Consider the following 21,679-nt stretch of genomic DNA (forward strand, 5'->3'; position numbering starts at 1 on the left):
GCCATGGAGATCCAGAAGGCAGGGCTGTACACGCAGAGCGGTGCGCAGGTTCCCCTTCAGGGCGTGGACGTCAGCGGCGAGCTCCTCGGAGGCCACGCCCGCGTGCGCGTGCGCCAGCGCTACCGCAACACCGAGTCCAAGCCCGTCGAGGCCGTCTACGTCTTTCCCCTCCCCTCCGACGCCACCCTCACCGCGTTCTCCATGGAGTGCGCCGGCCGCCGCGTGCAGGGCGTCCTCAAGGAGCGCGAGGAGGCCTTCCGCACCTATGACACCGCGGTGACGGCCGGTCATGGCGCCGCGCTGCTCGACCAGGAGCGCCCCAACGTCTTCACCGCCCAGGTGGGCAACCTCCTGCCCGGCGAGGAGACGCTCGTGGAGGTGGAGTTCCTCCAGGCCATCCAGGTGGAGGAGGGCTGCGTGCGCTGGGCCCTGCCCACCCTCGTCGCGCCCCGCTACATCCCCGGCACGCCCTCGGGGGACCGCACCGCCCATGGCGCGGCCGAACCGACGAACCGCGTGCCCGACGCGGACCGCATCACCCCGCCCGTGGGTGACGCGCGCTATGGCCTCACCCTGGACCTGCTCATCTCGCTCGGCCGTGAGGTGGTGGTGGAGAGCCCCTCGCACAAGCTGGACCTCTCCCGCGCCGAGGGCGGCACGCGCGTGAAGCTCTCCCAGCCCCAGGTGGCGCTGGACCGGGACATCGTGCTGAGCATCCGCAGCCCGGACACCAGCACCCCGCTCACCACGCTCGTCACCCACCGCCAGGGCGAGGAGCCGGGCACCTTCGCCCTCACCGTGGTGCCGGACCTGCTGGGCATGGCCTCGGGCCCCAAGCGCCAGGAGGTGGTGTTCGTCGTGGACACCTCGGGCTCCATGGACGGCGAGAGCCTCCCCCAGGCCCAGGGCGCGCTCCGGCTGTGCCTGCGCCACCTGCGCGAGGGAGACCGCTTCAACATCATCGCCTTCGAGAACCGCTTCCACTCCTTCGCCCCGCAGCCGGTGCCCTTCACCCAGAAGACGCTGGAGCAGGCCGACCGCTGGGTGTCCAGCCTGGTCGCCAGTGGTGGCACCGAGCTGCTCCAGCCCATGCGGGCCGCGGTGCAGTCCGTGCCGGACGGCGTGGTGGTGCTGCTCACCGACGGACAGGTGGGCAACGAGTCCGAAATCCTCGATGCGGTGATGGGGGACCGTGGGACGGCGCGCATCTACTCGTTCGGCATCGGCACCAACGTGAGTGACGTGCTGCTCAAGGACATGGCGAAGCAGACGGGCGGCGCGGTGGAGTTCATCCACCCCGGCGAGCGCATCGACGACAAGGTGGTGGCGCAGTTCTCCCGCGCGCTCGCGCCCCGCGTCACCGGCGTGGAGGTGCGCTTCGAGGGCGTGGAGGCCTCGGAGCTGGCCCCCGCCGAGCCGCCCCAGCTCGTGGACGGCACGCCGTGGAGCCTCTTCGGCCGCTACACCACGCCCGGCAACGGCAAGCTGGTGCTCAAGGGCAAGTCGGGCGCGGAGACCTTCTCGCTCTCCATCCCCGTGAGCTTCCCCGCCCGGAGCGACAGGCCCGCGGTGGAGAAGCTGTGGGCCGCCGAGCGCATCCGCTCTTGGCAGGACGCGGCGCTGGTGGGCCGGCGTGCGCAGGCACTCAAGGAGCGCATCGTCCAGTTGGCGCTCGCGCACGGCATCGTCACGCCGTACACGTCCTTCGTCGTGGTGGAGGAGCGCACGGGAGAGCGCCGCGCCTCGGGCCAGCCGGAGACGCGCGTCGTTCCCGTCAACGCCCCCGCCGGCTGGGCCATGTTCGGCACGGCGAAGCGGGAGGAGGCCGCGGACTCCCTCACCCTGGGTGGCTCGAGAGGCGGCGCGTCGCGGCAGCGCACCACGGGTTCGTTCCCGGCAGTGCCCGCGAAGTCCGTCTCCGCCAGCTCCACCCTCGCGGGTATGCCGCCTCCGGGCGTGGGCGCGATTCCTCCCCCCCCGAGTGCGCCGCGTTCCGCCCCGGGGGCCGCGCCGCGTCCTGGGGCCCCCATGGCACCCGCCCCAGCGGCTCCGGCTCGCGCCGCCGCTCCGGCTCCCCAGGAGGCCGCGAAGAAGAAGGGAGGGTTCTTCGGGGCCCTGTTCAAGGACAAGGCCCCGGAGCCCGCGGGAGGGGTCGGCATGGCCGCCCCGAGCGACGACGCGGCGGATGGACTCTCCCTGGGGGCCAGCATGGATGAGCTGAGCTACGAAGGCGAGGCGCAGGCGTTCGAGGAGCTGTCGTTGAGCGCGCCCGCGGCCGAGGCGCCCATGGAGCCGGAGCCCGCGGTTGACGGCGGGGTGGGCCTGCTCGGGACGCAGCTCGCGAGCGGCCTGTGGGCGGGCACGGGTCCGGGCGCCGAGCCCGTGCGCCAGGCCCGCGCCACCGCGCTCGCCCTGCTGGAGCTGCTGCGCCAGGGCATCACCAGCAGCCATGCCCTGCACGGCGCCCAGGTGAAGAAGGCCGTGGAGGCACTGCTCGCGCTCGTCCCGCAGCTCGGCGGCACTCCCGACGTGGCCGAGCTCGCCCTCGGCGTGGCGTGGCTGGTGGCCGCGGGTCCTCGCACCCGTGGGCGCATCGCCCAGGCCGCTCAGCCCATCGCCGGGCTCAGCTCGCGACTGCAGAACGAGGTGGACCTGCGCCAGCACGTCGACGCACTCGCCGCGCGCTGAGCCGGGAATCGGTGCCGGGGCGCAGGACTCGCGCCCCGGCGCCCGCCCTCACTCGTTGGCCACCTTGAGCACGAGCTTGCCCGTGTTCTCGCCCTTGAAGAGCTTGAGCAGGGTGTCCGGGAACGTCTGCAGCCCCTCGACGATGTCCTCGCGCGACTTGAGCTTGCCGGCGGCCATCCAGCCCGCCATCTCGCGCGCGGCCTCGCCGTAGCGCGCGGCATAGTCGAACACCACCATGCCCGTCATGCTCGCGCGGTTGACGAGCAGCGACAGGTAGTTGGACGGGCCCTTCACCGGCGTCGTGTTGTTGTACTGGGAGATGGCGCCACAGATGATGATGCGCGCGCGCATCGCCAGCTGGGTGAGCGCCGCGTCGAGGATGTCGCCCCCCACGTTGTCGAAGTAGACGTCGATGCCGTTGGGGCAGTGCGTGCGCAGCGCCTTCTTGACGTCCTCGGACTTGTAGTCGATGGCGGCGTCGAAGCCGAGCTCCTCGACGATGTACCGGCACTTGTCCGCACCACCCGCGATGCCCACGACCCGGCAGCCCTTGAGCTTCGCGATCTGCCCCACCACCGTTCCCACGGCGCCCGCCGCTCCCGAGACGACCACGGTGTTGCCCGGCTGCGGCTTGCCGATGTCCAGCAGCCCGAAGTACGCCGTCATGCCCGGCATGCCCAGCGTGCCGAGGTACACGGGCAGCGCGGCGAAGCTCGTGTCCACCTGGGTGACGCCCTTGCCGTTGGAGAGCGCGTACTCCTGCACGCCGAAGTAGCCGGAGACATGGTCACCCACCGCGAAGCCCGGGTGCTTGCTGGCGATGACTCGGCCCACGGCGCCGGCTCGCATGACCTCGCCGATGCCCACGGGCGGGATGTACGACTTGCCCTCGTTCATCCACCCGCGCATCGCCGGGTCGAGCGAGATGTAGAGCACCTTGACCAGCAGTTCTCCTTCACCCGGCTCGCGCACGGGCTCTTCGGTGTAGGACCAGTCTTCACGCTTGGGCATGCCCATGGGACGGGCGGCGAGACGGAACTGATGATTGGTGGGGGTCATGGGGCCCCCTCTTAATCTCCAGGGGATGCACGGGCCAGGGGAACGGGGACGGATACCCTCACCCCGGGGGGCTTGCCCCCCCTTTGAACGACGGGGGGCTCCTCTCCCGGAGGGCGAGGGGTGATGGGCACGGTGCAGCCGCGGGACCGTGGTTCCACGGCTGACCTGGTTACAGCGACTCGAGGAAGGAGAGGAGTGCTTCTCGCTCGTCCCTCGAGAGCTGACGGACGGCTTCCCTCGAGGCCTCGGCCTCGCCTCCGTGCCAGAGGATGGCTTCCATCAACGAGCGCGCCCTCCCATCGTGCAGGAAGCGCGTGTGTCCGTTGACCGTCGCCGTGAGTCCGATGCCCCACAGCGGCGCCGTCCGCCACTCGCGCCCCGTCGCCTCGAAGTCCGGCCGTCCGTCCGCGAGTGCCTCGCCCAGGTCGTGCAACAGCAGATCCGTGTAGGGACGGATCGTCTGTCCGGCGAGCTCCGGGTAGCCCTCCAAAGTCCCCGTGCCGAGCGTGGGCCGGTGGCAGCCCGCGCACCCCACGCGGTGGAAGACGGCCTTGCCCTGCAGCACCCGGGGCGCGTCCACGTTCCGCCGCGCTGGCACGGCCGCCACATGCGAATAGAAGGTGAGCGCCGCCAGCCGGAGGGACTCCACTTCCGGAGCGCCACCCGTGGGCGCGTCCCCACAGGCCTGCTCCGCTGGAGTGCAGGGTTGCGCGGTGAAGAGGGGCGTGGTGAGCCCCATGTCTCCCTGGAAGGCCCCCGCGTTCTGCTGCTCCAGGTCCGGCTGGTTGGCCTTCCAGCCGAAGCGTCCCAGCACCTGCCGGCCCTGGCGCACGCTCCACACGCGGTTGGGCCTGCCGGAGATGCCATCTCCATTCGCGTCGTCCGGATCCGCCCACTCCAGCACCGTCTCCTCGGGCACCGCCGCCAGCAGGCCGAGCCCGTGCAGCGGCTGGGCGAGCCGGGGCGAGAGCATCGTCTCCGGGTGCAGCGGGCCATGAGCCGGTGCCTCCAGCACGTACTCCGGAGCCTGCAGGGTGAAGGCCTCTCCGTCCGCGAAGCTGCCCTCGCGCGGCGTGTGGCGCACCACCACCCGCGCCTCGGCCGGCACTCCGGGAATGCCCTTCGGCTGGAGCTGATCTCCATAGGTGGGCTCGGGGAGCGGGCCTCCATTCGGCGCCGTGCCCGGAATGCTCAGGCGCACCAGCAACGCCTCACCCGTGGAGCCGGGCTCGTCCGGCGGCGCGGCCCGCCCATTGGCCGGGTGGCACGAGATGCATGCCACCGCGTGGAAGAGGGGCCCCAGTCCGTCCCGGTCCGCCCGGCTGCTCGAGGCCGGTGCCGGCACCCAATCAATCTCGAAGAGGCCCCGCCCCGAGACGAACCCCGAGCGCCGCTCCAGCGTCAGCGCGGGCAACGCCTGGGAGAAGGCCTGTGCGCCCGTCTGGGTGACGGTGCCCGCCTCACCCCCCGACAGCTCCTCGCCGGGCTCCACCACATCCCAGCGCACCGGAGGCTCCTCGCCTGGAGGAGACGGAGGCTCCTCGCGGCACGCCGCCGCCACGAGGGCCAGTGCCGACGCCAACATCCAGCCGTGGCGTGTCCTCATGGGAGCTTCACCTTCACGGGCTCGGGGTAGGTCCAGTTGTTCTGCAGCTCGTCATTGCCGAGCGAGCCATTGCTGCTCCACCCCCACCCGAAGAGCTGGCCATCCCGGCGCAGCCCGAACCCGTACGTGGAGCCCGCGGCGACGTCCCGCAGCTCCGACAGTCCCACCACCGCCGTGTCCGCGAGCGGATGGGCCTGCTGCTCCGAGCCACTCAGCCCGTTGCCGAGCTGCCCGTTGAAGTTCTGGCCGAAGCCCCACAGCGTGCCATCCGCCTTGAGCGCGAGGCTGAAGTTGGAGTTGGCGGCCACGGCCACCCCCTCCGTCAGGCCCACCACCTTCACCGGCGCGTGCACCTCTTTGCCCGTGCCACTCTCGCCATTGCCCACCTGACCGCTGACGTTGAGTCCCCAGGCGGACACCGTGCCGTCCGCGTGGAGCGCCAGCACGTGGTCGCGTCCGCTCGCGATGTCCACCACGCCGGAGAGGCCCGGCACCCGCGCGGGCTCGGCGTGCGCCAGCGAGTCCTCCGTGCCCTGCCCCAGGTTGCCGAAGTTGTTGTTGCCCCACACCCACACCGAGCCGTCCCGCGTGAGGGCCACCGACTGCTGCGAGCCGCCCGCCAGCTTCACCACGTCCGTCAGCCCACGCACGGGCACCGGGTAGTCGCGGTCCGTGGTGGTGCCATCCCCGAGCTGGCCGTTGTTGTTCTTCCCGAAGGCCACCACCGTGCCGTCCGCCTTCAGCACGAGCGAATGGCTGAAACCGAGCGCTCCGGACACCGCGTCCGTCAGCCCGGGCACCTGCGTGGGCCGGTTGCGGGCCACGGTGTCCGGCGTGCGCGTCTGCCCCTCCACCGGAGGCGTCCCCAGGCCGAGCTGCCCACTGGCATTGGCGCCCCACGTCCACACCGTGCCGTCCTCGCGCACCACCAGCGAGGTGTTGCTGCTGAAGGCGATGGAGGCCACCCGGGTCAGGTCCACCACCGCGGGCGTGGAGCGCGCCGTGGTGTCCCCCACCCCGAGCTGGCCCTGCGTGTTCTGCCCCCACGTGTACAGCCGTCCGCCGCGCACCGCGCCGCCGTGCAGGCCTCCCGCCGACACGAGGTTGCCGAAGTGGAAGGAGACGGACGCCTCGGCCACGTGGCCCACGGCGTCCTCCGCGCGCACCACCACGGTGTTGGCTCCGGGCCGGGGCATCACCTCCAGCGAGAAGGCCCGCCCGCCCTCCGCCTCCGTGGACTCGAGCACCTGGGACTCACCGTCGTTGAGCCGCCAGGTGAGCCGCGCCACGCCGGTGTCATCACCCGCCGTGCCCTCCAGCCGCACGGCCTGGTACGTGCCCAGACGCCGCGCCTCGTACGGCGAGGCGAGCAGCACGGCCGGCGGAGTCAGATCCACCGGAGACGGGGGCGTGTCGGTATCGGGCGGCTTGCCACCACAGCTCCACAGCAGCACGGCTCCGAGCAGGACATGAGGCGAACGTCGGTACATGGCTCTCCCTTCACCGGAGCGGTCCTCCGGCGGAAAGCCTTGCCGCTAACCCATTCCCCCACGGGAGGACAAGCCGCCCCTCAGCGCTCGCGCAGCGGAGGCGTGACCGTCTGGCCCCCGTCCACCGGCTGGGGCCAGCCCGACTGCTCCCGCTCCGGCTGGTAGTTCTGCACCTCGCGCACCATGAAGAAGGCCACCGCCGACAGCACGCCCACGTCGTCCAGCCAGCCCAGGATGGGCAGGAAGTCCGGCAGCGCGTCCACGGGCGACACGAAGTAGATGACGGCGAACAGCCCGGCCAGCCTCCGCCACAGCGGCACGCGCGGGTCTCGCACGTAACGGAAGAACCGGGTCCCCATTGCTCGAAGGCCTGCGACGTTCATGTCCTCTCCTACGAATGGAGGGCGCGCTCCATTGCGACCCCTCCACCGTAGGTGCCTGGCCGCTCGCGGGGCAAGCGGCCTCGCTCGCGAGTGTCCTCAGTCGACCTCGTCCTCGCACCGGTCCTTGTCCGGCTTGTCCTTCCCGGGCTTGTCCGCCCGCGCCCCGCGCACCTCTGGCTCCTTGCACTCGTCATCCGGGTCCGGGTGCTTGTCGAAGGGCGGGCGCCGCGCGAGGAAGGCCTCCAGCAGCTGCTGCCGCGGCGGGAGGAAGGTGCCCACCAGCGCCTCCGAGAGCCCGAAGCGCGGGCCATCCGGCCCCACATCCGTCGTGCGCTCGCTCACGTGCACGAAGGTGAAGAGCGTCGTCTTGCTGGGCCAGGTGAGCCCACCACCGAGGTCCGCCTTGGTGCTCAGCTGGTGGCACCCCGCGCACGAGAGCGTCTGCACCCGCGCGACGATGTTGTCCACCGTGAGCGGGCTGCCCAGCTCCTCGAGCCGCTTCTGGAGCTTCCTGCGCAGCGGGCTGTCCCCCTTCCCCATCTGGTGGGCGTAGAGGTTCTCCGTTCCGTTCGCGTGGCTCTGCCCGCTGTTGAACCGGTCGTCCACGTCCAGCCTGTAGCGCAGCAGCTCATTGCCCGCCAACGTCTCCACCTGGGACACGAGCGACTCCGAGAACGCCTCCTTCAACGGGTGCTCCTGCTTCGTGCTGAAGAGCACGCCGGCCGGGTTCGTCTTCACCGTGTCCGGCTCGAAGCGCATCACGCACGAGTCCCCCGTGCACCGCTTGCGCAGGCGGAACTCACGCAGCGTCCACGTGCCCTGCACGCTGCTCTGAATGAACTGGTTGGTGCGCACCTGCCCCGTCGCCTGCTCCGTGGCGTTGCCGAGGTGGTCGGGGTGGATGACCGGCGGGAACTTCCCCACGCCCTCGAAGTAGAAGCGGTGCAGCGCCTCGGCGCGCGCCGCCGGGTCGGGCTCCTGTGAGAGCTCCGCCCAGAAGCGCGCCACCTTGCGGCACCCCTCCAGCCCCTTCTTCGGCTTCGGGTTGGGCAGCACCCCCTCGAAGGCGATCAGGTTGCGCTGCCGCGCTTCGGTCATCCCCGAGCGGCGCGCGAAGACGATGCGGTACTCCCCGCAGTCGCTCCCGTCCTGCGCCGCCAGATCGAAACGGTTGAAGAGTCCAATCGGCACGTACGCCGCCGGGTTCGTCGCTGGCTCGAGGAAGGGATTCTCCAGTGCCTGCTTCCACTCCTCGCGCGGACACGAGTAGGGGTAGCTGTTGAAGATCGGCTTTCCATCCGGCAGCTGCTCGTCATCGCAGTGCGGGCCGCCCAGCCCCAGCCCCGGCGCCTTCCGCTGCGAGTCCCACCACTCCTGGTACAGCCTCAGCCCCGTCAGCCCCGGAATGCCGCTCTGCTCCGCCAGCCGGTTCATCACCTCCTCGAACCTGAAGCGCGCCAGGATGACCTCGTCCGTCACCGCCAGCGAGCGCCGCGGCTCCACGACGATGTCCTCCCCCGGCTCCGCCAGCGTCCGCGGCCCACTCACTGCCAGCAGACTGATGCCCCGGCGCTCCGGATGCCGCGAGACCTGGGGCTCCGTGGGAACAGGTGGCGACTCCACGGACGCACGACAGGCCGTCAGGGCCGTGGCTCCCGCCAGGGCCAGGACCAAGAACGAACGCATTGAACCCCCCTCCGCAAGCCTCCAGAACTTAATGATGCGTGCAAGGCGGGGTTGACCGTCCGGCCCAGGACAGCCGGTACGGGGTTTCCTCGTGCGCGTTCTGTGCGGGGTTCCACTGTGGGCCTGCCCTCGAGGGCGACCGTCATCCCTCACCCCAGCCCTCTCCCAGAGGGAGAGGGGGCTTCACACGGGCTCAACTCGCGGCCCGGATACCCTCACCCCGTCCCTCTCCCGGAGGGAGAGGGGTTGTGGGGGCGAGTGGGGTGGGTGATGGGGATGGAGTGATGCTTCAGCTCTGCTCGGGCTCCGGCTCCGAGTCCGAGGACCCGGTGTCCGGCGACGGCTCTTCGCTGCTCTCCGTGGCCGCTCCGGTGTCCGACGGCTCCTCCGACGCCACCGCTTCCACCGGTGGTGTCGTCTCGCCCCCGTTCTCCGTCTCGTCCTCCGACTCCGGCAACTTCGAGATGCCCGTCACCTTCTCGTCCGCGCTCTCCAGCGCGATCAGCCGCACGCCCTGCGTGTTGCGGCCAATGACGGAGATCTCCTTCGCCTTCATCCGGATGAGCATTCCGCCGTTCGTCACCAACATCACCTCGTCCTTGTCCGTCACCTGGACCAGGCCCACCACCTTGCCGTTCCGCTCGGTGGTCTTGATGTCGATGATGCCCTTGCCGCCTCGGCCCTGCTGACGGTACTCGCTCTCCTGCGTCCGCTTGCCGTAGCCGTTCTCCGTCACCGTCAGGATGGTGGTGTCCTTCTCCACCACGTCCGCCCCCACCACCTCGTCCCCGTCCTCCAGCGTGATTCCCTTCACGCCGTACGCCTGACGGCCCATCGAGCGCACCTCGCTCTCCGGGAAGCGGATGCTCATGCCCGTCGCCGTCGACAGCAGGATGTCCTTCGTCCCGTCGGTGATCTTCACCGCCACGAGCTCGTCACCCTCGTCGATGCCCAGCGCGATGATGCCGCTCGCCCGCACGTTGGCGAACGCCGACAGGTCCGTGCGCTTCACCACGCCGCGCTTCGTCACGAAGAACACGAACTGGTTCTCGGCGAACTCCCGCGTCACCAGCACCTGCGCCAGCCGCTCGCCCTCGCCGAACTGCACCAGGTTCACAATGGCCTTGCCGCGCGACGTCCGGCCCGCCGACGGAATCTCATGCACCTTCAGCGAGTACAGCCGGCCCTTGTTCGTGATCGGCATCAGGAAGGCGTGCGTGCTCGCCACGAACAGGTCGGTGACGAAATCGTCTTCCTTCGTCGTCGCCCCCGTCTTGCCGCGTCCACCGCGCTTCTGCGCCCGGTACTCGGACAGCGGCGAGCGCTTCACGTAGCCCGTGTGCGACAGCGTGACCACCATCGTCTCCTCGGCGATGAGGTCCTCGCTGGTGATTTCGTCCACCGCGCCGGTGATCTCCGTGCGCCGCTTGTCACCGTAGCGCTCGCGGATCTCCTTCAGCTCCGTCTTGATGACGTTGAGCAGGCTCGACTCGTTGGCGAGGATGTCCTCCAGGCGGAGGATCTCCCGGATGAGGTCCACGAGCTCGCGGAACAGCTCCTCGCGCTGCAGGCCGGTGAGGCGCTGCAGGCGCATCTCGAGGATGTTCTTCGCCTGCTCCTCGCTGAAGCCCGAGCCCTCGTACTTGTGCTCCAGGCCCGAGTAGCTCGGCACCTCGGCGCGCGCGCGCGAGACGAGCAGTTCCATCTGCGCCTTGGCCTTCTCGTAGTCGATGCGCTGCAGGTTGCGGAAGCGCTCGTGCTCGTAGAGGGCCGGCGAGAGGATGTTCATCAGGCCCCAGCGCGCCTCGTCCGGATCCTTCGAGGCGCGGATGAGGCTCACCACCAGGTCGATGAGGTCCTGCGCGACGAGCAAGCCCTCGACGATGTGGCGGCGGGCGCGCGCCTTGCGCAGCTCGAAGCGGCTGCGGCGCGTCACCACGTCGCGGCGGTGCGAGATGAAGCGCTCGAGCAGCTCCTTGAGCGTGAGCGTGCGCGGCTGGCCGCCGTCGATGGCCAGCATCACCGCCCCGAAGGTCGTCTCCAGCGGGGTGTTGGCGAACAGGTTGTTGAGCACCACCGCGGACATCGCATCGCGCTTGAGCTCGATGACGATGCGCATGCCCTGCCGGTCGCTCTCGTCGCGGATGTCGCTGATGCCCTCCAGCTTCTTCTCGCGCACCAGGTCGGCGATCTTCTCGATGAGCCGCGCCTTGTTCACCTGGTAGGGAATCTCCGTGACGATGATGGCCTCACGGTCTCCCTTCTTGGAGGTCTCGATCTCCGTGCGGGCGCGCAGGGTGATCTGCCCGCGGCCCGTCTCGTAGGCGCGGATGATGCCCTCGCGGCCGGAGATGAAGCCGGCGGTGGGGAAGTCCGGACCGGGGATGAACTGCATCAGCTCCCGGACGGTGGTCTCGGGGTGGTCGATGAGGTGCAGCGTCCCGTCGAGCACCTCGGTCATGTTGTGCGGCGGGATGTTGGTGGTCATACCCACCGCGATGCCCGTGCTGCCGTTGACCAGGAGGTTGGGGAACTTGCTGGGGAGGACGAGCGGCTCGACGGTGGAGTCGTCGTAGTTGGGACCGAAGTCGACGGTCTCCTTGTCGATGTCCGAGAGCATCTCCTCGGCGAGGCGGTCCATGCGCACTTCGGTGTAGCGCATGGCGGCGGGGGAATCGCCGTCCACCGAGCCGAAGTTGCCCTGGCCGTCCACCAGGAGGTAGCGGAGGCTCCACTCCTGGGCCAGACGCACCATGGCGTCGTAGACGGCGGTGTCGCCGTGGGGGTGGTACTTACCGATGACGTCACCCACCACGCGCGCGGACTTCTTGTAGGCGCGGTTGTGGTAGTTGCCCAGGTCGTTCATCGCGTAGAGGACGCGGCGATGCACGGGCTTGAGGCCGTCACGCACGTCGGGCAGGGCGCGCCCGATGATGACGGACATCGAGTAGTCGAGATACGAGCGGCGCATCTCGTCTTCGATGTTGACGGGGATGAGTTCTCCCACGCTGCCCGAAGGCGGAGGAGCGGGGGGCGTTGCCGGCTTGTCGGTGGTGTCGTCGGCCATGAAATCTGTGAGGTGTCGAGGGGGCCCGCACGAGGGGGCCCATCTGGGTAACGTGGTTACCTAACCCCCGGATTTTCCTGCGTCAACAAGGGAAACACGGGGGTGGTGAGGGGTAGCCAGAAAGGCGGTCCCGAGCCTGCTCGGCCGGGGGGTTCCAAGGCCCCTTCCGGGACCGTTTTTCACCCCTTCAACGGATGAGCGAGCGCGCTTGTTGCACCAGCGGAACCAACCGTGACGAATCCTTCCAGCCCCGCAGGCTCTCGGAGCCGATGCCGTGCCGCTGGATGAGCGAGCGGAGGACGTCGCGAACCCGCTCGCCGTCCGCTCCGGTCCGGCCCTCATCCGCTCGCCAGGACTGCTCCTCCAGCCGCGTCCAGCGTGCGGGCGTCCACCGTTCGTCGTCGGGAATATCCGGGCGCTGGGCGTCCCACAATTCGTAGGCCACTTCGATCAGCCCCGCCCGGGCGTCCTCGATGGCCTCCGAGGGGAGGAGCCGGACACGGGGCACGTACTCGCGCTCGAAGAGCCACCAGAGCACGGGGGCGAACTCATGCGGCTCGGGCGAGAGGGGGGCCAGCCGGGCCAGGACGAGTTGCCGCATCCGGGCCGAGGCCTCCTGGTGCCAGTACTCGGCGTGAAGCAGGCGCTCGGGGCCGTTGCGGGGCGGGTGGGACGGCGCCCGGGCGGCGCGCTTGCGGAGCTCGGCCACCATGAGGCCCTTCGCGTCCACGTCGGACAGCCGGCGCCACACCGAGGCCAGCGCGGCCTCTCCTCGCTGCCACCCCAGCTGCAGTTCCTCGCGCTGCGCCTGGGTGAAGGGGATGCGGCCGGTGAGCAGCATGGGGTGGGCGAAGAGCGGCTCCAGGAAGGCCCCGAAGGCGGCGGCCTCGCGGAGCGCGGGCAGCGAGTCCGGGAGCAGCTCCAGCGCGGTGCTCGCGCGCAGGTGCGGAGGGATTTCGCGGGGGATGGTGACGAGCCACTCCTCCAGTGCGTCCATCAAGCGGCCCAGGGGCTCCTGGGGACTGCGCCCGAGCTTGCGGGCCACGTCGCGGACGAGCTGCTCGTGGAGCGAGTGGACCTCGTGGAGACAGCGGACGGTGGGGTTGCTGGTGGGCCAGGCCTCGGCCTGGGCGCGGCGCAGGGCGGGGCCGAGCATCGCGTCCAGGGCGTCCTGGTGGGCCGCGATGTCGCGCAGCAGGGGAAGTTCCCGCCGCAGCCGCTCCTGCCAACGGGACTCGGCGAGCACCAGCACCAGCCGGTAGTAGCGCTCGCGAGCGGGCTCCAGCAGTTCCGCCCGGCCCTCGAGGCGCCGTTGGTATTCGTCGCGCGGAGCTCCCATGGTGAGGAGGAGTATACCTCCCGCGACGCGGTCCTCAGGTGACTCGTTCCCGGGACAGGGCGTCGTATTCCGCGCAGCGCTCCAGGAACCGCAGGATGGCCGCCCGGTGGTCTCCCCCGGCCTCTTCCAGGTACAGCCCGGCCCATCCTCTTCCTGAGGGGAACTCGTTCCGAACGTCGCGCAGCCAGGCGCTGAACTCCTGGTAGCGCGAGTCCTCGACTCCCCCGCAGTACAGGTGGAAGCGCACGCCGTGTACGAACGCGGCCGCGGCCTCTACATCCAGCCTGCCGAAGAACATCTCCGGCATCACCCCACCCAGAATCTGTTCCCGGATGAAGCGCAGCACATCCAGGGTCGAAACGAATTGGCCCTTCCACGCCTCGGGGGGACGAATCGCGCTCATGGAGTCACCGTGTACTGAAGCGTCCCCAGGTACGTCATGGCTGCTTGATACTCGGCCCAGGTCATTCCCACCGATCCTGTAAAGGCATCAAAGATTCTTCCATCATTGCGCACGGCCACATGGAAGTTGTTGTCCGCATGTCTCCAGCCGTGCTCGAGATGCGGATGAGTTGGGGACTCTGACCCAACTGCCTGAAACCCTCGGCGATCGCGTTGGCCGTGGACTGGCAAGCGTTGGGAGCACGGCTTGCCGTATCGAAAGCCTTCTGAAGTGCCGTGAACCACCTCGGCAACTGCGATGCGCCCGTGGCCAGCAAGTAGTAATCGCCGGCCGCCGCGACCTCGCCGCGCAGAATCAATACGAGCGTGTGCGTCCGGACCGAATCGGGAACTCCGCCGGCCAGGTCGGTGAAACGGATCGGATGGCCCAAGGCAAGGACTGGCGTCGGATGACCGACAGCCCCGGATGCATCCGCGTCCTGAAAGGGGGCGAGCAGCAGCACGGCACACATCAGGATTCGAAGCGCCCGGCCCATGACCACCTCCAAAGCTCGAGAACGAGGATACGCCTCCTCGTTCATGGGCATCAGCCCACCTGAGCCATGGTGTTGTCTTTGGGACGCAGCGGAGCGGCGAGCCGCTCGGCCTCGGCGCCCAGGGGACCTTCCGGGTCCAACTCCTTGGCGCGCTCGAAGGCCGCGAGTGCACCCGTGCGGTCTCCCTTCAGCTTGAGGGCCACTCCCACGTTGAGGTGCGCGCCGATGTTGTCGCGGTCCATGGCGAGCGCATCGCGGAAGTGCGTCAGCGCATCGTCCAGGTCACCCGCGAGCAGGGCCTCCTTGCCGGCCTGCACGCGCTTGTCCGCGTCGTTGACGAACTCCACCTGCAGCAGGCTGCCACCGGCCACCGTGAAGACGAGCGCGCGCAGGATGCCGCCCCAGTAGAACGTCAGGCCCTCGGCGGCGACCACCGCGGCGATGGGCAGATCCGGCAGCAACTGCTTGCCCCGGAACTTGAAGCGCACCTTCGTGTACCGGCCCTTGTTGGCCCAGTGCACCAGCTCGCCGCGCAACTTGCTCAGGCTCTCCTCGACGCGCTTGGGATCGATCTCGAAGGGCAGCGTGGGGCCAGCCACGGGCTCGCCCGCGGGCAAGGCCTTCATCTCGGACTCGGGCTCGGAGATGGGGAGCGCCGCGTCCGCGGTGATCTCCTCGGGCTCGGGAGCGGACACCGGGGCGGCGCGCTTCTTCGCGGCGGCGGGCTTCTTCTTCGCCGGAGCCACACGCTTCTTCACGGGCGCGGGGCTCTTCTTCGCGGAAACGGCGCTCTTCTTCTTCGGAGCCTCGCGGGTGGCCTTCTTCCGGCTCGCCGGGGCCTTGCGGGATGCGGTCTTCGCCATGGTGGGTAGACTCTAACCAGTCGCGAGCCGGCTTGCTCGCGGGTGCGCCTCGCCGGGCGGAACCCGGCGCTCCCCCGTCCCCTCCGGCGGCTCAGCCGCGCATCGGCAGCACGAAGCCCAGCTCCAGCGGCATGCCCGCGTACTCCGGCCGCACCAGCGCCGTCACGCGCACGCCCCGGGTGCCCTCGCCGGTGGGCACCACCTCGCCGCGCACCCGGCCCGCGGGCGCCGCCCCGCCGAACAGGAACACGTCCGCGGCCTGCGAGAAGAGCGTCGACACCTCCGCGTCCCCCGCACCGGACGGGAGCTGATCCCTCACCCACTGCGCGAAGCGCACGATGCGGCCCGTGAGGATCTGCGCCGGCAGCGGCACGCGGTGCTCGCCCCCGTACACCATGGGCGCCGCCGTGAGCTGCAGCACGTCCGTGTTCCTCCCGCTGCCCAGTCCCAGCACGCCCAGCTCGGCCAGCCGCGACTGCGTGCGCACGGGGAAGAACGTCTCCGTGGGCACCGCCGTCCCGCCCTCGCGCCCCGGGGGCAGCTGCCACACCGCGGGCGCCTGCACCCCGCCCGGGCCCCCCACAATCCGCGCGAAGCTCCCCGTCTCGCGGAAGCTCGACGCCAGCATGCAGGCCACGCCCAGGGCCGCGCTGGTGAAGCTCGTCCGCCGCCGGGCTCCCTGCCCATCCACCATCACCACCACCCGGTGCAGCGCCGCACACAGCCAGCGCGAGGACTCCTCGGCACGCAGGGCGGCCCAGGCCTCGGACACCCCACCGCCCTCCTCCTCCACCCGCGTCACCACCTCCGCGGCCGACGTCACGCCGAAGAGCGAGGGCGGCACCTCCACCACCACCGGGAGCTGCGCCCGCTCGCCCAGCGCGGCCAGCCTGCCGAGCAGGGCCACGTCGTCCACCGCCTCCACCACGAAGAGGGCATCGGGGCGCTCGAAGCGATCGAGCGGGAGCTGGTTCTCCAGGCCATCCACGGCCGAGGGCCCCTCCACGTCGAAGACCTCCAGGGCCATGCCGGACGACGCGGGGCAATGGTCCACCAGCATCTTCAGGCCGCGCCAGGCCGACTCGAGCCGCGCGACGAGCGGATGGGCGAGCACGTCCCGGGCCGTGGCCAGCACCGCCTCCTCCACCAGGGCGCGCGCCGGAGCCGTCGCCGAGGCGGGATTCGCCGGAGGCGCCGAGCGCGTCCCCACCGCGCGCAGGAAGGCATCCACGCCCGCCTTCGCCGCCTGCTCGGGGCGGGCCGCGTCCGTCCGCTCGAAGATGGCGTCCACCAGGTCCGGCTGCCGGGGCGCCGCGGGCGCATGGGGGGCGACGCCGTTGCCGACGCCGTGGCCCGTCTTGGGGGCTGGGGCGGCCGGAGCCTGCTTCTCGCGAAGCACGGCGCCCACCGACTCGGAGAGACGCCCGGCGCCCACCACCGCCTCGATGCTCTTGACGGCCGCCTCCGCGGGCAGCTTGTCCAGCCCGTCCATGAGGGCCTTGAGCGCGCGCAGCTCGGGGAGGGCGGACACCACCTCCGCCACGATGAAGGAGCGCAGCTTGGGGAAGGTCAGCTCGAAGGCGCGCGTCTCGCCCGCGCCCAGCCGGTCGGCCACGCTCACGCGCAGCCCGGTGGCGGAGCGCGCCAGCTCCTCGGCGAAGCTGTCCGGCGTCACCTGGAAGCGCCTGCCCGAGGGGCTCTGCGTGAAAGCCCCCGCGACCCACCACCTCACCTGCGAACCCGCTGTACCCTCATGGCTCATGCTGGCGTCCCCCCTCGGTTGGAGTGGACGCCGAGGTTAGCCCGATTCAACGGGTCCGGGACAGTTCCCGGACACGCCTCGGCCTCAGGACGGCAGTTCCCAGTGGATCGGCTCGCGCCCCGCCTTCTTCAGGGCCTCGTTGGCGCTACTGAAGGGTCTGCTCCCGAAGAAGCCCTTCTTCGCCGACAGGGGCGAGGGGTGCGGCGCCTCGAGGATGACGTGCCGTGAGGTGTCGATGAGCGCCTTCTTCTTCTGCGCGTAGCTGCCCCAGAGGATGAACACCACGGGCTCGGGCTTGCCGCTCACCTTCTGGATGACGGCGTCCGTGAAGTGCTCCCAGCCGTGCCCCGCGTGGGAGTTGGGCTCGCCCTGGCGGACCGTCAGCACCGCGTTGAGCAGCAGCACGCCCTGCTCCGCCCACGGCACCAGGTTGCCATCCCCGGGCTTCGGCGCGCCCACATCGCTCCGCAGCTCCTTGAAGATGTTCACCAGCGAGGGCGGCGGCTTCACTCCCGGCTGCACCGAGAACGCCAGCCCATGGGCCTGCCCCGGTCCGTGGTACGGGTCCTGCCCGAGCAGCAGCACCTTCACCTGCTCGTAGGGCGTCAGCCGGAAGGCCGAGAACAGGTCCTCCTCGGACGGGTACACCGTCTCCTCGCGCCGCTCCTCGGCGACGAACGCCTCCAGCTCCGTGAACTCCGGACTCTCCAGCACGTCCTTCAGCACCGTCCTCCAGTCCTTCGGCAGCCGGTCCTTCATCGAGCCCATCACGCCTCCTGGTATCGAGCCCCGTTGAAGCCTCCGTCCTACACTACTTCTGCGGTCGGATGGCGTATGTCATGTTCCTGGCGACTTTTCCAGGCGGAGGCTCATTGGGCAGGCCGGAGCGACTGGTATAGGAGCGGAGGTCCCCCATGCTCCCCTCCACTCCCGTTCCCGCTCCCAGCCCCAACGAGCCTTCCCTCGAGCCCGACCACACCGGACCCTCCCGGCTCTCCTCGGCGCAGCTGGGCGAGCAGCTGCGGGGTGAGGCAGCGGTTTCGCGCGTGGCGGCGCTCACCCTGCTCGGGCGGCTCCAGGCCGTCCACGCCGTCCTGACGGGGGTGGAGGACGCGGCACTCGCCGCGCGCATGGCCGGGGTGCCGGAGTCCCGGGAGGAGGCGGACGCGGAGCGTGAGCGCCTGCGCCCCCTGGCGCTGGAGGCGCTCACTCGCCACCCGGAGCTGCTCGCGCGGACGACCTCGACGTACTTCCGCGACAGCTCTCCGCTCGCCGCGCTGCCCGCGGAGTCCCTGCCGGCCCTGGTGCCCGCGGTCCGCGCGCTCCTCGCGACGACACAGTCGCTCGAGCCCGTCCGCACCGTGCAGACGTTCCTGGCCCGGGCCGCGCCGCGCCAGGTGGTGGAGACGGGGCTCGCCACGGATGCGCACCCCCGCGTCCGCCACGCGGTTCTCCAGGCGCTCTGCCGCTCGCGCGTGGACGGAGCCGTGGAGGTGCTCCGGCGGCTCTGCGCGCGGCCGGAGCTGACGGCCGTGGACCGGGGCCTCCTCCTGGACCGGCTGGAGGCGCTCGGCGAGGACGTCTCCCTCCTGGACACGGAGCGCACGCTCCCGCTCGAGGCCTGGGTGGAGCTCGCCCGGGCCGAGGGCGCCGCGGACGCGGTGCCGAAGGACCTTCGCGGGCTCCCACTCGTCACCGCGCTCGCGCCACTCGGGGAGCTGCCGGTGCGGTGGCTGCTCACGCGGGCCAGGGAGCTGGGGGAGGAGCGGCTGCCCCGCCCGTTCCGGCACCTGCTCGGACAACACCTCCCCCCTCAGACGCTCCCGGTACTCGGGCGGCACGCGCTGGAGAGCTGGCTCGCGGTGAAGGGCAAGACGGGCGCCGCCTGGATGCTGTCGTTGATCGCGGAGTACGGCGGAGACGAGGCGGTGACGACCCTCTGCCGCCGGATTGACGAGTGGCGCCGCCACCAGAAGCCCAAGGCCAACACCGCCATCCGCGCCCTCGGCAGGATGGGCACCGTCTTCGCCCTCTCGCAACTGGAGCGCATCGCCTCCGCGGGCGGGCGGTACACCGAGTCGCTCGTGCAGAACGCACGCGAGGGGCTGGCGGAGGCCGCGGCCGCGCGTGGCCTGACACCCGAGCAACTGCGTGAGGAGCTGGTGCCGGACCTGGGCCTCACGCTGGAGGGCCTGGGGGTGGACCTGGGCCCCCGCGGGCTCCAGGTGAAGGTGCGGGCGGACCTCTCGCTGGAGGTGCACCACGAGGGCGGCAGGGTGACGAAGTCCTTCCCGGCCCTCCGCAAGGACGAGGACCCGGTGAAGCACGCGGAGGGCAAGCAGCGCTTCGACGTGCTCCGCAAGAACCTCCAGCCGGTGCTGAAGGCGCAGCTCGCGCGGCTCGAGGAGGTGCTCTTCGTCCAGGGCGACTACCCTCAGGAGCGCTGGCAACGGCTCTTCCCGCGTCACCCGGTGCTGCGGCTCGGCATCCAGGCCGTGCTCTGGACCCGGCTCACGCCCACCGGCGAGGTGATGGGCTCGTTCCGCGTCGCGGAGGACGGGACGCTGGTGGACGCGCAGAACGCGGAGGTGCGCCTGCATCCCTCCGAGCGCGTGGGCCTCTGGCACCCGGTCCTGGAGGATGCGCGCACGCACGCGCTGTGGGGGGAGCACCTGTCGGACTACCGGCTCGTGCAGCCCTTCCGCCAGTTCGAGCGAGAGGCCCTCCGGCCCACCGGCGCGGAGCGCGGGGCCACGGCCATCACCCGCTTCCAGGGCGTGTCCCTGTGGGCCAGCCGGCTGAGGAACACCCTGGAGCGGCTCGGGTGCAGGGCCCCGGTGGGGGACAGCGGCATGCTCCACGAGCACGCGCGCGCCCTGCCGAACCACGGGGTGGCCTTCCGCGTGCTCCACTCCCCCATTCAGCGGCGTTTCGAGTTGGAGGAGCGGGTGGAGCTGGGGCAGCTCGAGTACACGCTCGAGCCGCGGTACCGGCAGCGCCACGGCATCGCACAGGAGGGCCAGCCCACGCTCGGGGAGCTGCCGCCGGTGCTGTGCGCGTGTCTGCTCGACGTGATGCGCTCGCTGGCGCTCCAGGCGGATACGCCCTGAGCCCGCGGGGCGTGTCGTCCCTCCCCATGCGGCCCGCTTACCCGGGCCCACTTCTTCCTCATCCATCGTGCTCGTAACACCTCCTCCTTCTCTTGGGGGAGCACAGCTTGCGTGTATCATCTGCCATCCAGCACGGAGAGCAGCAGGGTGGCCTACCTCTTCAGCTACTGCATCCCGATCGACGATGGCGCGGCGCCAAACCCATTCTGGGGCGTGTGCACGCTCGTCATTTGTAAGCCTGACATTCGTCGAGTCGCGCAGGTTGGCGACTGGATCGTGGGCACTGGTTCACACCGATCGCCGATCGGCGACGTCGCCACAAAGGTCGTCTACGCGATGCGTGTGACCGAGAAGCTCACGATGCAGGCGTACAATGCGCGGACGCGGCAGAAACTCCCCGAGAAGATCCCAGACTGGGGCAACGCTGACTATCGCCGCCGACTCGGTGATTCCATCTACGACTTCACCGTTTACCCGTACGTCATACGCAAGAGCGTCCACGATGAGCGCAACCGCGAGCGCGACCTGAGCGGCAAGTATGCGCTCCTCTCGACGCACTTCTTCTACTTCGGAGACAAGCCGATCGAGTTGCCGGAGGATCTCCACAAGATCATCAAGGCTGGACAGAAGCACTTGCGGATTGGCGACCCAGAAGTCGTCGACCGCTTCGTCGCGTGGATCGAGGGGTTGAACATCGCGCCGAACAATCTCCTCGGCGAGCCGCAATGCCGTGACATGGAGAAGCGGTGCCTTCTGGACGCGGAGGAAGAGGAGTAGGAGCGGCGCCGCCATACCGGTTTCTCGATTTCGAGAAGCTGTTCCAGAAGAAAGGCATCAAGGGTATTGAGTTGGTGCTCACTCCTCCGCCCTGAGGCGAAGCGCACATGAGAGAGACCTACTACGCGGGCATCTACTGGGGGGGCCGCAAGGATTCCGCCGAGGAGTGTGCCCGGCGCGCGGAGGCGTTCTTCCACCTGCTGTCGCGTTGCGACCCCATCTACACCCGCTGGTTCGAGAAGGCTGACTCGCGCAAGAAGGCGCTCCAACTCCAGTTCGAGCCCACCGCCGACACCTTCCTGCGCTTCTTCAAGAGGAAGACGTACCAGGAGGGCAGGGATGGCTTCGTGCTCGGGTTCTGGACGGGGCACGAGGAGGGACACGGGGGGCAGGTCACCCTGTGCTGCGGCTCCGCGGCCGAATTCGTTTCAAACAGCTGCTTCCTCTACCTGCCGAAGGAGGAGCCGGAGAAGGAGCGCGTCCTCCAGGCGGACGTGCTCGCCGGGGTGCTGCGCGCCATGGTGCTGGCGTGGGAGCCGGACTGGGGGGTCGTCACCTCCGGTGCTTTCCGGGACAGCTTGTCGCAGCAGGGCATTGCCGGCACCTTCGTGGGTTGGTGGACCTACGTGTCCAGCCGCCGGGGGGGGCTACCGCCCCTGCCGGAGCCGGTGCGGGTGCAACCCGTGGAGGACAGGGGCACGCTCGTCCTGCTCACTCCCGAGCGCCTCACCGCCTCCAATCCCGAGCACCTCGCCCTGGGCCGGCGCGTCCAGGAGGTGCTGAGCGCCAAAGGCCTGCTGGAGCCGGTCGTTTCCAGACGGCCCGCCCCCTGAGACGGCTTCCACGCTCGCCGCCAGACACCGGCAGGGGCACGGCGGGCCCGTGGTCACCGCCCGGGGTCAGGATGGGCG

Annotated in this window: 16 protein-coding genes; 4 read left to right on the forward strand and 12 right to left on the reverse strand. The window is 70.2% G+C overall.

Annotated elements, in window-relative coordinates:
• Window positions 1-3: 3 nt before the first annotated feature.
• Complete coding sequence (locus tag VFZ09_RS13180; RefSeq protein ID WP_329727897.1) at window positions 4-2,688, forward strand: VIT domain-containing protein; 2,685 nt, start codon at window positions 4-6, stop codon at window positions 2,686-2,688.
• 48 nt (window positions 2,689-2,736) lie between these two features.
• Here VFZ09_RS13180 and VFZ09_RS13185 read toward each other — a convergent pair whose 3' ends face one another.
• The 12 genes from VFZ09_RS13185 to VFZ09_RS13240 all read right to left on the reverse strand — a co-directional run bounded on the left by VFZ09_RS13185 (window position 2,737) and on the right by VFZ09_RS13240 (window position 17,640).
• Window positions 2,737-3,747, reverse strand: a complete 1,011-nt coding sequence (locus VFZ09_RS13185) for an NADP-dependent oxidoreductase (protein ID WP_329727898.1) — start codon at window positions 3,745-3,747, stop codon at window positions 2,737-2,739.
• Window positions 3,748-3,916: 169 nt separating this feature from the next.
• Window positions 3,917-5,353, reverse strand: coding sequence for a di-heme oxidoredictase family protein (locus VFZ09_RS13190; RefSeq protein ID WP_329727899.1), 1,437 nt, complete (start codon window positions 5,351-5,353; stop codon window positions 3,917-3,919).
• Window positions 5,350-6,843: a chromosome condensation regulator RCC1 gene (locus tag VFZ09_RS13195; protein WP_329727900.1), complete on the reverse strand. Its 1,494-nt coding sequence runs from the start codon at window positions 6,841-6,843 to the stop codon at window positions 5,350-5,352. Before VFZ09_RS13195 ends, VFZ09_RS13190 begins: the two co-directional genes overlap by 4 nt.
• An 80-nt stretch (window positions 6,844-6,923) precedes the next feature.
• Window positions 6,924-7,226 (reverse strand): YkvA family protein, encoded by a 303-nt coding sequence (locus VFZ09_RS13200; RefSeq protein WP_329727901.1) that lies wholly within the window; start codon window positions 7,224-7,226, stop codon window positions 6,924-6,926.
• Window positions 7,227-7,322: 96 nt separating this feature from the next.
• Window positions 7,323-8,912 (reverse strand): hypothetical protein, encoded by a 1,590-nt coding sequence (locus VFZ09_RS13205; RefSeq protein WP_329727902.1) that lies wholly within the window; start codon window positions 8,910-8,912, stop codon window positions 7,323-7,325.
• A gap of 289 nt (window positions 8,913-9,201) precedes the next feature.
• Entirely contained in the window at window positions 9,202-11,979 is a 2,778-nt protein-coding gene (gene gyrA, locus VFZ09_RS13210; RefSeq protein WP_329727903.1) for a DNA gyrase subunit A, read from the reverse strand.
• 187 nt (window positions 11,980-12,166) lie between these two features.
• Window positions 12,167-13,318, reverse strand: a complete 1,152-nt coding sequence (locus tag VFZ09_RS13215) for a hypothetical protein (RefSeq protein ID WP_329727904.1) — start codon at window positions 13,316-13,318, stop codon at window positions 12,167-12,169.
• A 34-nt stretch (window positions 13,319-13,352) separates the two neighbouring features.
• Window positions 13,353-13,721 (reverse strand): hypothetical protein, encoded by a 369-nt coding sequence (locus VFZ09_RS13220; RefSeq protein WP_329727905.1) that lies wholly within the window; start codon window positions 13,719-13,721, stop codon window positions 13,353-13,355.
• Between the two features lie 61 nt (window positions 13,722-13,782).
• Entirely contained in the window at window positions 13,783-14,301 is a 519-nt protein-coding gene (locus tag VFZ09_RS13225; protein WP_329727906.1) for a hypothetical protein, read from the reverse strand.
• Between the two features lie 5 nt (window positions 14,302-14,306).
• Window positions 14,307-15,119, reverse strand: coding sequence for a hypothetical protein (locus tag VFZ09_RS13230; protein ID WP_329727907.1), 813 nt, complete (start codon window positions 15,117-15,119; stop codon window positions 14,307-14,309).
• A gap of 91 nt (window positions 15,120-15,210) precedes the next feature.
• The gene (locus tag VFZ09_RS13235; protein WP_329727908.1) at window positions 15,211-16,881 is read right to left on the reverse strand and encodes a type VI secretion system contractile sheath domain-containing protein; all 1,671 of its coding nucleotides are present in this window, start codon (window positions 16,879-16,881) and stop codon (window positions 15,211-15,213) included.
• Window positions 16,882-16,965: 84 nt separating this feature from the next.
• The gene (locus tag VFZ09_RS13240) at window positions 16,966-17,640 is read right to left on the reverse strand and encodes a uracil-DNA glycosylase (RefSeq protein ID WP_329727933.1); all 675 of its coding nucleotides are present in this window, start codon (window positions 17,638-17,640) and stop codon (window positions 16,966-16,968) included.
• Window positions 17,641-17,795: 155 nt separating this feature from the next.
• Here VFZ09_RS13240 and VFZ09_RS13245 point away from each other — a divergent pair, with 155 nt between their 5' ends.
• From VFZ09_RS13245 to VFZ09_RS13255, 3 genes are all read left to right on the forward strand, one after another.
• On the forward strand, window positions 17,796-19,991 hold the full coding sequence (locus tag VFZ09_RS13245; RefSeq protein WP_329727909.1) for a DUF4132 domain-containing protein: 2,196 nt from the start codon (window positions 17,796-17,798) through the stop codon (window positions 19,989-19,991).
• A gap of 147 nt (window positions 19,992-20,138) precedes the next feature.
• Entirely contained in the window at window positions 20,139-20,768 is a 630-nt protein-coding gene (locus VFZ09_RS13250) for a hypothetical protein (RefSeq protein ID WP_329727910.1), read from the forward strand.
• Window positions 20,769-20,875: 107 nt separating this feature from the next.
• Window positions 20,876-21,601, forward strand: a complete 726-nt coding sequence (locus VFZ09_RS13255) for an immunity 52 family protein (RefSeq protein ID WP_329727911.1) — start codon at window positions 20,876-20,878, stop codon at window positions 21,599-21,601.
• Window positions 21,602-21,679 lie beyond the last annotated feature (78 nt).

It is taken from the genome of Archangium sp. (assembly GCF_036277355.1).
Taxonomy (GTDB): Bacteria; Myxococcota; Myxococcia; order Myxococcales; family Myxococcaceae; genus Archangium.